This window comes from Bacteroides sp. ET489 (assembly GCF_030518095.1).
GTDB classification, from domain to species: Bacteria; Bacteroidota; Bacteroidia; order Bacteroidales; family Bacteroidaceae; genus Bacteroides; species Bacteroides ndongoniae.
This window is the reverse complement of the sequence record NZ_JAULLJ010000055.1, coordinates 1-14,074: the sequence shown is the minus strand read 5'-3', so window position 1 is coordinate 14,074 and position 14,074 is coordinate 1. Positions and strand designations below refer to the sequence as shown.

Here is a 14,074-nt window from a genome sequence, read left to right as displayed (position 1 = left end):
TAATAAAATAGCTTTTTAAAATCAACAGTTGGAGAAAGTTTAAGTGTTTCTTGAAGACTTGTCTGATATATAGATATAGCCATATAATCACAACAAATCACATATCATGTTGATGATATGATTTGAAAATGTGACCGGTAATCTTACAATAATGCAAATTATACAGGGCACAATAATTCATATCCCGAATTGAAGGATATGCAAACACTAAAAAATTATCCAGCATTCTGCTAATGCACCAAATCGAACTGTCCTCGCGTCCGATTTATCTTAAATGATGGCAGGTCTTCTGACTGACTCTCGCCTTTGACCCCTTCCCGGTTTTACCCAGTGGCATAAGTATTTGTCAAAGCGTTACAAAAAGAGTTTCACAGCAGCGGGACTGTTCGGGACTTTCACCCGATTCCCTTTTAATCCATGAAGCCGAACGGCTACACAGAACCAATCGGCCGCAAAGATAAAGAGGATATATGAAACTAATGAAACAATTAAAGAATATTATATTTAAAAAACTTTTGGAAAGAGAAACATTTTGGGAGGAGAGCCATGCTGCAGGTATAGATAGAATGTATCCAATGGACTATAAATGACGAGTGGACAGGTACTTACGCATTTCATTAATTGGAATCCCGCGACGTTGGGCGTAGTCTGCCAGTTGCTCTTGGTCGATTGTCCCTACTGAAAAATAGCATGCTTCAGGGTGGGATAGCATGAGACCGCAGACCGAAGCATGGGGATGCATGGCTCCATTTTCAGTGAGGGTAATTCCGATTTGTTCCATTTGCAGCAGTTTGTCCAGCAGAAAGCTGACTGATTGGTCGGGTAATGAAGGATAACCTACTGCTGGCCGGATGCCTTGGAATTTCTCTGCCAATAACTCATCCATGCTCAATGATTCGTCTGGGGCATATCCCCATGCATATTTGCGTACATATTCGTGCATCTTTTCGGTTACAGCTTCGGCCAGTCGGTCAGCTAAAGTTTGTGCTAACAGGTGTTGGTAAGGGTCCTGGCTAAAGTGGGTTTCTGCATCTTGGCCAGCTGTGGAAGCAAAGAGTCCAATTGTATCGGCAATGCCTGATGATAAAGGGCGGATAAAGTCGCTTAGACAGAGGTAAGGACTCCCGTCGGCATGTGGTGTTTGTTGCCGAAGAAGGGGGAAGAGAACATTTTCAATGATGATGTTATCTCCGTCTGAATTGGCACGGCATAGTCTGAAAAGGCTACGCGCTGTATATCCTTCTTCGTCAAGACGCTCAAGCATCCGGCAAGCTTCTTTATGGAGTTGCATGGCTTCGGCAGCTTTGCTACGCTCGCTCTCGGGGAAGGATGCCAGCCACATGGCACGGCAAGAATCGCATCCGTGAATATTGGCTATTCCGGCAAAACGGGGCTGGAACCCCCAGGCATGGAAAAAGTAGATCCAATTGATGTAGGGGACTATGTCGCGGATACGGTAAGTCAGTATCATGTTCTGGCATTAAAAAAGATTATCGTTCAAAACGTAATTCTTCTCCACGGTAACTGTCGTCGACCTGTTCTTCAGTGTAGACAGTGTATCCATTGACAAATGTTCTTTCCACTTTCCAGTCAAAACTGCGTCCTTCGAGCGGACTCCAGCCGCATTTGCTTTGAATGAGGTGTTTTTCCAATGTCCAGGGGGATTCAGGTCTTACTAATACCAGGTCGGCCCGGTATCCTTCACGAATAAAACCTCGTTCCTGAATGCCGTATAACTGAGCTGGAGCATGACACATTTTCTGTACGACCTTTTCGATCGTGAAAACTCCCTCATTGACCAGTTGCAGCATGCTGACAAGCGAGAATTGTATCATGGGCATACCCGACATCGCTTTTAAGGCGCCTCCTTTTTTCTCCGTGATGAGGTGAGGAGCATGATCGGTAGCAATTACGTCGATTACATCGTCATTGATAGCGGCACGCAAGGCATCGCGGTCAGCTTTGGACTTGACGGCCGGGTTACATTTGATAAGAGTGTTCAGTGTGCGGTAGTCGGACTGGCTGAAAAGCAAGTGGGCGACACAGGCTTCACCTGTAATTTTCTTGCTGCTGACAGAACCGGATTCGAGCAATTTAAGTTCGCGTGCGGTAGACAGATGGAGTACATGCAGTCGTGCTCCGGTTTCTTTTGCCAGCTGTACAGCCAAGTGCGATGAAGCATAACAGGCTGCCGAGGAACGGATGTTGGGATGTTTATTGACGGGTATATCATCTGCATCCGCGTATTGGGCTTTGTATTTCTCCGTGTTTAGACGTATGATTGCCGGATCTTCGCAATGGACGGCGATGAGCATGTCTGTACTTCTGAATATACTTCGCAGACTTTCCTGACGGTCTACCAGCATATTCCCTGTACTAGAGCCCATAAAAAGTTTGATACCACATATACGATTGCGATCCAGTTTTTCAAATTCTGTATAATTATTGTTGGTTGCTCCAAAGTAACAAGAATGATTGACAATACATTTCTCGTTCAGCAAGTCCAGCTTGGCGTTCAGTGCATCCAGCGTAACAGTCTGCGGACTGGTATTGGGCATGTCCATGATGCTGGTTACACCGCCGGCAGCTGCAGCACGGCTTTCGCTTAATATGTCGGCTTTGTGTGTCAGTCCCGGATCGCGGAAATGTACGTGGTCATCGATAACTCCGGGAAGCAAATAACATCCGGTAGCATCAATGGTTTCATCGCAAGGAGCGGAAAGAGGTTTTCCGTGTGTCAGCACTTCGGTGATGTAGCCCTGATCGCTGATAACTATAGAACCTTGTATGGTTTCTCCTTCGTTGACGATAAGGGCATTATGTATAAGAGTACGTTTCATTTTGATGGTCGTTGAGCGTTTCTCTGATGTTTATTAATCATTTTCCTTTCGGATATTTTTTGAACCAACTGTCCCACTTTAGACGGATTACTCCGAAGACAGCTTCGCCAAAGATGCTGCTGTTCATTTTAGAAGTCCCCAATTCGCGGTTGATGAAGATAACCGGAACTTCTTTGATCTGGAATCCACATTTGTAGGCTGTGAATTTCATTTCTATCTGAAAAGCGTATCCTTTAAAGCGTATACTGTCAAGCTGAATGGTCTCTAATACCTTACGGCGATAGCATACAAATCCAGCTGTGGTGTCGTGGATAGGCAGACCGGTGATAATACGGACATATTTGGACGCAAAGTAAGACATCAGTACGCGCCCCATAGGCCAGTTTACAACATTGACTCCGCTGACGTAGCGTGAGCCGATGGAAACATCTGCACCATTCTTGGCACAGGCTTCGTACAGGCGTGGCAGATCTTTGGGATTGTGGCTGAAGTCGGCATCCATCTCGAAAATATATTCGTAGTTGTGTTCGAGTGCCCACTTGAATCCGGCAATGTAAGCGGTACCTAATCCCAGCTTTCCCCGACGTTCTACCATGAAAAGGCGTTCGGGAAACTCTTGCTGGAGTGTACGTACAATCGAAGCAGTGCCATCGGGCGAACCATCTTCAATCACAAGGATGTGAAATCCATGTTCGAGGCTGAAGACGGCACGGATGATGTTTTCAATGTTTTCCCGTTCGTTGTAGGTCGGAATGATAACTATACTGTCTGATGTCTGCATATCACCTTTGAGTTTGTTTCGGTTATTATATGGTTGCTGAATTTATCCGTTATTCAGCTCTAGCATTGTTTACTTTTTGTTACAGATACAAAGACAGACATTACGAAGTCTTGTTTCCTTGTACGAATCTTCGTGTCTGTCGTACCTTTAATGAGAACAAAAATACTGTTTTTTCCGTCATTGACGAATAAAACGCGTGGATTATTTCGTATTTTTGTGCTCGAATTAGTGTGATGACAATGACTATTACTGAACTTCAGCAACTTTATGCCGCTCATCCTAATGTGGAGGGCATGATTCGATTATTAAAAGATTCTTCAGTCAGACATTTGTACTGTAACGGTTTATGCGCTTCGTCTGCTTCGCTGTTTGCTTCGACAATTGTACAGCAGGCCGAGTGCCCGTTCGTTTTTGTCCTGGGCGATTTGGAAGAAGCGGGCTATTTCTATCATGATTTGGTGCAAATATTGGGCTCGGATGATGTGCTGTTTTTCCCTTCATCGTTTCGGCGCGCTATTAAATATGGTCAGAAGGATGCTGCCAATGAGATATTGCGTACCGAAGTGTTGAGCCGTTTGGAGAAAGACGGAAAGCATGTATGTGTAGTGACCTATCCTGATGCTTTAGCTGAAAAAGTGGTTTCACGTAAGGATTTGGATGACAAAACGCTGAAACTGCATGTCGGAGAAAAAGTCGATATGGACTTTGTTCGAGAGGTATTGCGGAATTATGGTTTTGAATATGTCGATTACGTTTACGAACCTGGGCAATATGCAGTGCGCGGAAGTATTATAGATGTGTTTTCCTTCTCATCCGAGTATCCCTTCCGTATCGACTTTTTCGGTGACGAAGTGGAAAGTATCCGTACGTTTGAAGTAGAGACACAGCTGTCGAAAGAAAAAAAAGAAAACATAGTCATTGTTCCCGACTTAAGTCATAATCTGGAAGATGGAGGAAATGGTGGGATGGTATCTCTGCTCGATTTTCTGCAAGCTGATACAGTGTTGGCCATGCGCGATTTCCTTTGGTTACGCGAACGTATACAGAATGTGCACGACGAGTCGTTGACACCTCAGGCAATTGCAGCCCGCGAAGCGGAAGAAAACGGAGCCATCAGACTGGATGGAAAATTAATAGACGGAGGTGAGTTTACGGTACGGGCTCTTGATTTCAGACGGATGGAGTTTGGCAATAAACCGACAGGGACTCCCAATGCTGTTTTGAACTTCAGCACTTCGGCTCAGCCTATCTTCCACAAGAATTTTGATCTTGTAGCACAAAGCTTTAAAGAATATATCGCTAATGGCTATACTATTTATATATGTAGTGACAGTACAAGGCAGACTGATCGTATTCGGGCTATCTTTGAAGATCGTGGCGATAACATTTCCTTTACGGCAGTAGAGCGTACTTTGCATGAAGGTTTTGCCGATAATGATTTGCATTTGTGCGTTTTTACCGATCATCAGCTCTTTGACCGTTTTCATAAGTACAATCTGAAAAGCGATAAGGCACGCAGTGGAAAAGTGGCACTTAGCCTGAAAGAGCTGAATCAGTTTACTCCGGGTGACTATGTAGTGCATACTGATCATGGAGTAGGACGTTTTGCTGGGTTGGTGCGTATACCTAATGGCGACACTACGCAAGAGGTAATGAAACTGGTTTATCAGAATGACGATGTTGTGTTTGTTTCTATTCATTCTTTGCATAAAGTATCCAAATACAAGGGAAAGGAAGGAGAGGCGCCTCGTCTGAACAAACTAGGAACTGGTGCTTGGGAGAAGTTGAAAGACCGCACCAAGACTAAAATCAAAGACATTGCCCGTGACCTGATCAAACTTTATTCACAACGTCGCGAGGAGAAAGGATTCCAGTTCAGCCCCGACAGTTTTCTGCAACGCGAACTCGAAGCTTCTTTCCTTTATGAGGATACTCCCGACCAAAGCAAAGCTACTGCTGAGGTGAAAGCCGATATGGAGAGTGCCCGTCCGATGGACCGTCTGGTGTGTGGTGATGTTGGCTTTGGTAAGACGGAAGTAGCTATACGTGCTGCTTTTAAAGCTGTGGCCGATAATAAGCAGGTAGCTGTACTGGTACCGACGACGGTGTTGGCATACCAGCACTTTCAAACTTTTAAAGAACGCTTGAAAGAGTTGCCTTGTAAAGTCGAATATCTGAGTCGTGCCCGCACATCGGCACAGACCAGAGCGGTTATCAAGGGTTTGGCTGCGGGAGAAGTAAATATTCTGATAGGCACACACCGTATCTTGGGTAAGGATGTAAAGTTCAAGGATCTGGGATTGCTCATTATTGATGAAGAGCAGAAATTTGGGGTTAGTGTAAAGGAAAAACTGCGTCAGTTGAAGGTTAATGTAGACACATTGACCATGACGGCTACTCCTATTCCCCGAACTTTGCAGTTCTCGCTGATGGGAGCAAGAGATTTGTCGGTTATACAAACACCTCCACCCAACCGTTATCCGGTGCAAACCGAAGTGCATACTTTCAATGAAGAAGTGATAACGGATGCCATTAATTTTGAGATGAGCCGTAACGGACAGGTCTTTTTCGTGAACAATCGTATTTCCAATCTGGTGGAACTGAAGGCCATGATCGAACGCAACATTCCGGATTGTCGGATTTGCATCGGCCACGGACAGATGGAACCCGCCGAACTGGAGAAAATCATACTGGATTTTGTGAATTATGACTATGATGTCCTGATAGCCACTACCATTATCGAAAGTGGTATTGATATACCCAATGCCAATACGATTATTATCAATCAGGCACAGAACTTCGGGCTGAGTGACTTGCATCAGATGCGTGGCCGGGTAGGGCGGAGCAACAAGAAGGCTTTCTGTTATCTGCTCGCTCCTCCTTTGTCGTCGTTGACTCCTGAGGCTAAACGCCGGTTGCAGGCTATTGAGAACTTCTCCGATTTGGGAAGTGGTATACACATTGCTATGCAGGATCTCGACATTCGGGGGGCAGGCAATATGCTGGGAGCTGAACAGAGTGGTTTCATTGCCGATTTGGGTTATGAAACTTATCAGAAGATTCTGACCGAGGCCGTTCGCGAGCTGAAGAATGAAGAGTTTTCCGATCTGATGGCAGAAGAACAGCAAGCTGCCGACGGAAGCGGACAGATTACCGGTGAACAGTTTGTGGATGAATGCCAGGTTGAGAGCGATTTGGAATTATTGTTACCTGCCGATTATGTGACAGGTAGTAGCGAACGTATGTTGCTCTATCGCGAATTGGACGGTCTGGTTTTGGACAAAGACGTGGAGGCCTTCCGTTCACGTCTGGAAGACCGTTTCGGTCCAATTCCTCCTGAGACGCAGGAACTGCTCCGCATTGTTCCTTTACGTCGTCTGGCTGCCCGACTTGGTGCGGAAAAGGTATTTTTAAAAGGAGGGCGTATGACTTTGTTCTTCGTCTCCATACCTGATAGTCCGTATTATCAGAGCCAGGCCTTTGGTAAGGTTATTTCTTACATGATGAAGTATACCCGTCGTTGCGATTTGCGCGAGCAGAACGGAAAACGCAGTATGCAGGTTAAAGACGTCACTTCGGTAGAGGAGGCTGTTCACGTATTGCAGGAAATGTTTGCCATGCAGATCGAGGAATAATCAGGGGAGGTCCGTGTGGTTCCTTCTCCGATATTCCATGGGAGACTTCTTTTTTTGCGCTTTGAAGAATTTGCAAAAAGAAGCCTGATCGGCAAAGTGTAGTTCTTCGGCAATCCGGCTGATCGGAATGCTGTCGTCGTCGAGCATGTGCAAGGCATGCCCTAGAATTTCGTCCCAAATGATGGTGTGCGGAGTCTTTCCGGTCATCTTTCGTACGGTACGTGTCAGATGCTTTACAGAAATGCATAAAGCATTGGCATAAAAGTCGAGCTGATGTTCAGTTGCGAAATGAGTTGAAACCAATTTCATGAAGTTTAGTATGATAAGGTCCTGTTTACTGATGTAGGAAGCAGACTGTTCTACATTCTTTTCTTGTGCGAACATGATGTTTCCTAATTCAAGGCTAAAGCTTTTGAAGTAATTCTGTATAAGAAATATACCTCTTTGAAATCAAGAAAGTTAGAAGAATTACTTCGTTTTCGGGTAATGAGTTGGCAACCGTCCTAATTGCCGTGGTCTGCATCGCTTTGCTTGTTTGGAAAACTCTTACGGTACAAAGGTATGAAAAATATTCAGACTGAAAGGATCATTCCAAAAATTATTTTAGTCAGAATATTGAGCATTCATCCTTATGCAGTCTTGGTTGGAAGCAATTAACGAACAAGGAAGCCACGGTAAAGGCAACTCCTACTCCTACCACGCCTGCCCATCCGTAATGTTGCCAAAACAGACCTGAAACGAACGTACCAGCAGAACCGCCCAGGAAGTAGATGGTCATATAAACGGTATTGACTCGGTTGATGGCGGATGCGTCGAGGGTGACCACGCTGGTCTGATTTGACAAATGGATGCATTGCATTCCTGCATCAATCAAAAGGATGGCGATTATTATCCACAAGTAGCTGTCATTTCCAAAAAATGCCAACAACCATGCAGCCAAGATAACACATCCCCCGACAATGGAGAAGAACCTTACGCCGTACTTCTGGATATAGCCGCTAATGAATACAACCGTAGACGCACCTGCCAATCCGCACAAACCGAGTGCCCCGATAATATCGTCATCCGCAAAGAATGGCTCTTGCTTCATCCGGAAAGCAAGGCAACTCCACAACGCAAAGAACGAGCCATAAGCCAATGCCGCCCTCAACGAAGCGATACGCAAGTACGGGTATTTGGCAAGCAGACGCAACAAGGATTTCATCAGACCCGCATAATTTTCACGTGAACGAGCAGGCAGAACGGGAAGCATCTTGTAAATCATAAGAAAGCATCCGAGCATAAACACACAAGCCACAAAATAGACGGAACGCCATCCCCACATATCAGCCAGGAAACCACTTAATACCCGTGAGCCAAGAATGCCTATGAGCAGACAGGACTGTATAATCCCCACGTTGCGTACCTTGTGTGCTGGTGCTGAATGGAAAGACACCAACGGGATGAAGAACTGCGGCATAACCGAAGATGCTCCGGCAAGCAAGGATGCGCCCCACACCCAATAGATGTTAGGGGCAAGTGCTATGGCAAGCAATGCGCACGATGAAATGATATAATTGGTCAATATCAGCTGCTTTCGTGAAACCAAATCGCCAAGCGGAATGACAAACACAAGTCCGACTACATAACCTATCTGGGTCAATGTCGCAACCATGCTGGCAGAAAAGTCGCTTACCCCAAAATCCTTTGCCATGCTGCCCAACAAAGGCTGGTTGTAGTAGCAGTTGGCAACGGAAAGCCCGGTAGCGACTGCCATCAGAGCCAGCAAAGGTGCCGGAATGCCGTGGTTTTCTCTCAATTCATATTTCATCATTTATTCCTCCTTTCAGTATGACACAACTTTCAATCCAATCAAGGAGGCAATGAGCGTGAACAGGAAGAAAAGCCGTATGGGAGTGGCCGGCTCTTTGAAAACGAATATCCCAATCAAGACCGTGCCGACCGCTCCGATACCCGTCCAAATGGCGTATGCCGTGCCCAAAGGCAAAGTCTGAACCGCTTTGGCAAGTAATGCCATACTCAATACCGTGGAAGCCAAGAAACCGCTTCCCCACAGATAAAAACCAATACCTGATGCCTCTCTCGTTTTTCCCAAGCAGAATGTAAGGCTTACCTCAAACAATCCTGCCAAAAATAAAATTATCCAATTCATACCTATGATTTATTAAATTCGGGTGCAAAAGTAAGCAAGTAATTTCTAATCGTTTTTTACATTTGGTAAAAACGGATTTTGCATTTGACAAAAAACAGCCGTTAGCAGCTGTTTCTGTGCGCTATTTTATAATTTTGTACCACAACAAAATGACTTATGGATATAAAGGAAATCATCAACCAGAGATATGCCATGCCGGATGCGTCTTTGGACAAGTTGCGGCAATGCCTGACGGAAGTCTCATACCCAAAAGGATTCCAAGTGTTGGAATATGGCAAGATAGAAAAAGACATCTTTTTCATCAAGAAAGGCATTGTCCGCGCCTATACTTCGGTAGAGGGGAAAGAAATTACCTTTTGGGTCGGCAAGGAAGGGGCGACTATTGTTTCCATGAAAGGATATGTGAATGACGAACCGGGGTATGAAACAATGGAGCTGATGGAAAATTCTGTCTTATATGTATTGGAAAGGAAAAAACTGAAAGAGTTATTCTTGGAGGATTTGCACATAGCCAATTGGGGACGGCGTTATGCGGAAATGGAACTGCTTGCTGCCGAAGAACGGCTGATTTCCATGTTGTCAGCCGTCGCCTCGGAACGGTATCACGAGTTGTTGGAGAAAGAGCCTGATTTGTTACAGCGGTTGCCGTTAGGAAGTATCGCCACCTATTTAGGCATCACACAGGCAAGTTTGAGTAGGATTCGGGCACAAATAAAATGACGTTTCAACCAACTGAGGATAGCAAGCGGTTTTGGTCTGCCCCAAACACAAACTTGCTATTCTTCCGTTGGTATTGTTTATAATCCCATGCACTTGCCTCTCCTAAGCGGTTCAACCGTCCTTTTAACGGATGAGAACAGCCTGCCAAACTGCTCCTTGAACCACTCTCCAATCACTTGCCCGTTGATGGCAAGTGCAAGCTTGGACTTGTCTTTCGGGTCTTTTACCACTTGGAAGCCTGCTTCCTCGGTCGTGAACTTCCGCCTGTGCTCTTCCGAATAGAGCTCGCCCTCGTAGAACAGCGGTTTGCCGCTGATGAGCGTGGCGGTCTGCCGCTCGTTGAAGCCGACTTTCAGGCAGAACTTCTCCATGTACACCAGTTCTTGGAATAGCGGAAACCATTTCTTGGCTTTTCGGATAATGGATTTCAGGAATGACACTTCCCTTTGGTGTTCCGCTTCCTTGTCCGACATCTCCCTGCGGTGCTTGGCTTGCAGTTCCATCAGTTGCCGTTGGTATTCCTCCTGCTGCCGCTCCATCTGCTGTTGCAACAACTCGATGCTCTCGTCACGGGCTGCAACCTCATTTTGCAGGGTGCGGTTGTCGGCTTCAAGTTCTTTCAGCTTGCCGCTGCCCAAAAGAGAACCGACCTTTGCCACGAGTGCCGTCTTCGCTTCTGTCTTGGCGGCTTCCAGCTTCTCCAACTTGATTTCTTTCCTGACTTCGTCAAGCTGATGTTCCGCCTGTTCCTGTTCGGTCTGCAACTGCCGGACATTGGCTTCAAGCTCTCCCGTCTGCCGTTTCAGGTCACGGTAGTATTGGGCGGTGGTGGTGTGCCGTGCCTCCGAACCCCGTATGCCACGCTGCAATCCGTACTTCGCCATCGCTGCGGCGTAGCTGTCGTGGTAAGCGACAAGCCTTTCACGGGTCAGGAGGTCATCGGCACACAAACGCACGGCATTGGCTTTCTTGCGGTAGGTGCGTTTGCTGTCCGCTTGTTTCTTCTTGGCTTTCCTGCGCTCTCCCGTCACTATCGGTACGACCGTTGCATGGATGTGCGGCGTGTGTTCGTCCATGTGCAGCACTGCCGAAACGGTGTTCTCCCTGCCGAATGTGCGATGCAGCCATTGCAGGTTGTCATCGCACCATTCACCCAGCCTGCCTTCGTCCTGCACTCTCACCATATCTTCATGCGTGCCCGAAAGCACGATGCGGATTGCCCGTACTTGGTCGGGCGTTATCTTCCGTCTGATGCCTGCCGTGCGGATGCGGTGGCTTATGGCTTCGGTGCGGTCTGCCACGCCATCGGGGAATTGCACCAGTTCACGGTTAAGATGGGTGCGTGTGGGGTCTGCGTTCTTGGGCGTGGTCTTGCGTTCGATGTGGTCGGATGCACCCGTGTCAGCCGACCCTTTCGCCTTGTTGATTTGGATGCTTATGTATCCCATGTTCGTTTTTTGTTTTTGAGGTTCTACAAACTTGTTTGTCAATGTCCGTCCGCCTGCGGTCATAGCCGCACAGGGCAAACGGGGGTGTCCAGAGGGGTGCAACCCCGCTGGCTCATTGGGGCGTTTTTAGCATTAGCGTCAGCGGTGCGTGAAGAAAACGCCCTAATGAGCTATGGCTTTTTGTTTCCCAAAAGCCTGCGGCAGCGTCAGCGGTGATGTCGGCGGACATTGGTTGCCTTTTTCTTTTCGCCAGCGACATCGGTTTCCCCTTGTCGGTCGGCAGACCGGAAGTCCGTCCGACCTGTCTGCGGATAGCGATGTTCACCTCTGTTGCTTCTCCGGCGGACTTGATGAGGGGTGAAAATCCGATGAATTGATGATTGGATAGTCTAATATACTGACAGCTAATGAAATAATCTTTCATCAGCGTTTCATCAAACCGCTCGCCAAAAGAAAAGTGATGTGTGGGGCTGCGTCTGTTTTCTCTTTTCATCAGCCCAATCCTTTTGTTGAGCGTTTGATGAGTATGTAAGTTGCTGTTATTCTTTACGTTTATATATGCTTTCATCATTTCATCAAAATATCAGAGTGTTTCCAATTGTTCCTTGCTTACAGTGTAGTAGCGTCCAATCCGTCTGACGGATGAATAGTGACATTCGTGGTTGTAGTCGTATTGGTAGGTGGTGTAGGAAAGCGAATTGGATGCAGGGGTGAGCTTCCAGCATTCCTGCACCACTTTCCGAACCTGCGACTTCTCCACCTTTACTTGAGAGCAGACGAGCAACGGGATAATGTCATTGAGGCAAAAAGAAACAGAACTGATGCCCACGTTTGCCATGATGTCGAGCAGCAGTTCCGCCATCTCTATCTCCAAACGGTTGCGGTTGCTTCGGATAATCTTCCGCAGGGCTTCCGTTTCCAGCAGCTTCGGGTTGAACCACATGCGGCTTTCCTTTTCGGTGGATAGCTGCCGGTGTTGCAGGAAATGAAGAAAAGCGGGTATCTCCGCTTTCAGTTTTTGCAGGAAGTCGGTATCGTCATTCCGTAACGGAACAATCTTCCGTACCCAATAGCGTGTTTCCCCAGCGTCAATGATGACGGGCAGGTGTTCGTTGTTGGAGCAAAGCACAAACTTGGCGAAGAAACCTATCTCGTCACGGTCCTTGCCTTTCGCCTCCACCTTGTAGGAAAGCGTGGTACTGAGGTTTTTCAACCTTTCGCTGTCCTCACGGCGGTTGAGCAATACCTCGTCCACCATGATGAGCAGCTTGCCCGCCCAGTCGGAGTTGAACTGACTGCGGAAGTCTTCGTTGGTGTTGAACGTCACGTTGTTTTGGAATACGGCTTTCAGGAAGTTCAGGAACGTACTTTTGCCCGTGTTCCTCTCTTCGGACACGAGCAGGAGGATGGGGAGTTTCTGAACGGGATAGAGGTAGAGCAGCTGCAAGTAGTCCATGCCCAACTCGTACTGTTCGCCGAAGATGTGTTCCACCAACGAACGGATGCAGGGGAAGTCGCCCTGCACGAGAACATGGCTTATCGGCTCGTAGAGGTTGAGGAACTTGCCTACTACGGATTTGTAGCCTACATGGTCGGGTACGGTACAGAAGCCGTCATACTTCGGAACACTTGCCATGTAGTCCTTGCCGTAGTCCTGCCGCAGGGTCTCGGAGTTCCATGCGATGCGCTTTCTCACATAGCCGCCGTCAATGCGGGGCTGGTCCACAATCTTGTAGAGCGTGGTGCCTACACGAATGAATGTTTCTTTTTCTGTCATTAGCTTTACTTGGTTTTAGTGCCGCCAACGTATTGTCGGCAAGCGGATTAAACATGGTTGCAAAGCTACGGCAGGATGGATAAAACCTTGATACGTAAAACGATGCAGAACGGCGCAAAAGAAACTGACAGACAAGAAAATGCAGCGAAACGGGTAATATCAGCCATTAAAAGGCGAAAAGAAAAAGCCCGAAGAAGCGAAAAATCGCACTTTTTCGGGCTAAGGAGGTTGTGTGAATGCACAGGCGTATTGACACGCAACCCCACCCGTTAACACTTACACGTTGTACTATTGCCTAACGAAAGCCAAAGCATTTGTCTGTCTTTTCGCAAGCACAGCCTTTCCAACAGGGCATTGCGTATCCTTGCGGCATTGGATGTGTTGATACGGAAAGCGAGTGCCACGACCATTGGCAAGGCATACGCTTCCGCATAATAACCGTTAGGCAACCTGATGAGCCTTTCCACTTCGCAAGATTTCAACACTCCGCTCTTGTACACGGCTCGTATGGCGGCACGGAGTGTAGGAACGATTACATTGAAAAGTTCCACCAGTTCCATTTCGCTCATCCATACGCTGGCGGCATCGGACGGTACAGCAACCCTGCCGTACTCGTCCATAGTTATGGCTTCACGTTTCATACCCCTGCCATTTTAATGTCACCGAATGACTTGCTCAACTGGTTGCCGAATGCCGTCAGGTCGTTGTCCAGCTTTTGCGT

The 14,074-nt window shown here is 47.1% G+C and carries 12 protein-coding genes and 1 riboswitch; of the genes, 2 read left to right on the top strand and 10 right to left on the bottom strand.

All coding sequences use genetic code 11. The features are described from left to right. Positions 1-261: 261 nt before the first annotated feature. A riboswitch (cobalamin riboswitch) is annotated at positions 262-461 on the bottom strand. A gap of 119 nt (positions 462-580) precedes the next feature. Genes Q3C19_RS17020 through Q3C19_RS17010 form a run of 3 tightly spaced genes read right to left on the bottom strand, consistent with a single transcriptional unit; the run spans position 581 to position 3,621 of the window. Continuing rightward, a complete protein-coding gene (locus tag Q3C19_RS17020) occupies positions 581-1,471 on the bottom strand; it encodes a vitamin B12 dependent-methionine synthase activation domain-containing protein (RefSeq protein WP_302730945.1) in 891 nt (296 codons plus the stop codon). A gap of 19 nt (positions 1,472-1,490) precedes the next feature. Then, positions 1,491-2,840 carry a dihydroorotase gene (locus Q3C19_RS17015; protein WP_302730943.1) on the bottom strand — a complete coding sequence of 450 codons (1,350 nt, stop codon included), beginning with the start codon at positions 2,838-2,840 and terminating at the stop codon, positions 1,491-1,493. A 37-nt stretch (positions 2,841-2,877) separates the two neighbouring features. Then, positions 2,878-3,621 (bottom strand): polyprenol monophosphomannose synthase, encoded by a 744-nt coding sequence (locus tag Q3C19_RS17010; protein WP_022164141.1) that lies wholly within the window; start codon positions 3,619-3,621, stop codon positions 2,878-2,880. 239 nt (positions 3,622-3,860) lie between these two features. Between Q3C19_RS17010 and mfd the strand changes: the two genes are divergently transcribed. Further along, positions 3,861-7,256, top strand: coding sequence for a transcription-repair coupling factor (mfd, locus tag Q3C19_RS17005; protein ID WP_302730941.1), 3,396 nt, complete (start codon positions 3,861-3,863; stop codon positions 7,254-7,256). Here mfd and Q3C19_RS17000 read toward each other — a convergent pair whose 3' ends face one another. The 3 genes from Q3C19_RS17000 to Q3C19_RS16990 all read right to left on the bottom strand — a co-directional run bounded on the left by Q3C19_RS17000 (position 7,257) and on the right by Q3C19_RS16990 (position 9,408). Further along, positions 7,257-7,640 (bottom strand): AraC family transcriptional regulator, encoded by a 384-nt coding sequence (locus tag Q3C19_RS17000; protein WP_277120907.1) that lies wholly within the window; start codon positions 7,638-7,640, stop codon positions 7,257-7,259. 223 nt (positions 7,641-7,863) lie between these two features. Continuing rightward, complete coding sequence (locus tag Q3C19_RS16995; RefSeq protein ID WP_302730947.1) at positions 7,864-9,066, bottom strand: MFS transporter; 1,203 nt, start codon at positions 9,064-9,066, stop codon at positions 7,864-7,866. A gap of 15 nt (positions 9,067-9,081) precedes the next feature. Further along, positions 9,082-9,408 carry a multidrug efflux SMR transporter gene (locus Q3C19_RS16990; RefSeq protein ID WP_021928755.1) on the bottom strand — a complete coding sequence of 109 codons (327 nt, stop codon included), beginning with the start codon at positions 9,406-9,408 and terminating at the stop codon, positions 9,082-9,084. A gap of 156 nt (positions 9,409-9,564) precedes the next feature. On the opposite strand from Q3C19_RS16990, the gene Q3C19_RS16985 reads away from it, so the two are divergent. Further along, positions 9,565-10,128: a Crp/Fnr family transcriptional regulator gene (locus Q3C19_RS16985; protein WP_022353163.1), complete on the top strand. Its 564-nt coding sequence runs from the start codon at positions 9,565-9,567 to the stop codon at positions 10,126-10,128. 77 nt (positions 10,129-10,205) lie between these two features. Here the strand turns inward: Q3C19_RS16985 and mobV are convergent, their stop codons facing one another. From mobV to Q3C19_RS16965, 4 genes are all read right to left on the bottom strand, one after another. Further along, positions 10,206-11,576 (bottom strand): MobV family relaxase, encoded by a 1,371-nt coding sequence (mobV, locus tag Q3C19_RS16980; protein ID WP_302730928.1) that lies wholly within the window; start codon positions 11,574-11,576, stop codon positions 10,206-10,208. Positions 11,577-11,688: 112 nt separating this feature from the next. Next, on the bottom strand, positions 11,689-12,069 hold the full coding sequence (locus tag Q3C19_RS16975) for a hypothetical protein (protein WP_302730926.1): 381 nt from the start codon (positions 12,067-12,069) through the stop codon (positions 11,689-11,691). Between the two features lie 90 nt (positions 12,070-12,159). After that, positions 12,160-13,353: a primase-helicase family protein gene (locus Q3C19_RS16970; protein ID WP_277123056.1), complete on the bottom strand. Its 1,194-nt coding sequence runs from the start codon at positions 13,351-13,353 to the stop codon at positions 12,160-12,162. Between the two features lie 269 nt (positions 13,354-13,622). Then, entirely contained in the window at positions 13,623-13,994 is a 372-nt protein-coding gene (locus Q3C19_RS16965) for a hypothetical protein (protein WP_204498725.1), read from the bottom strand. Positions 13,995-14,074: the final 80 nt, after the last annotated feature.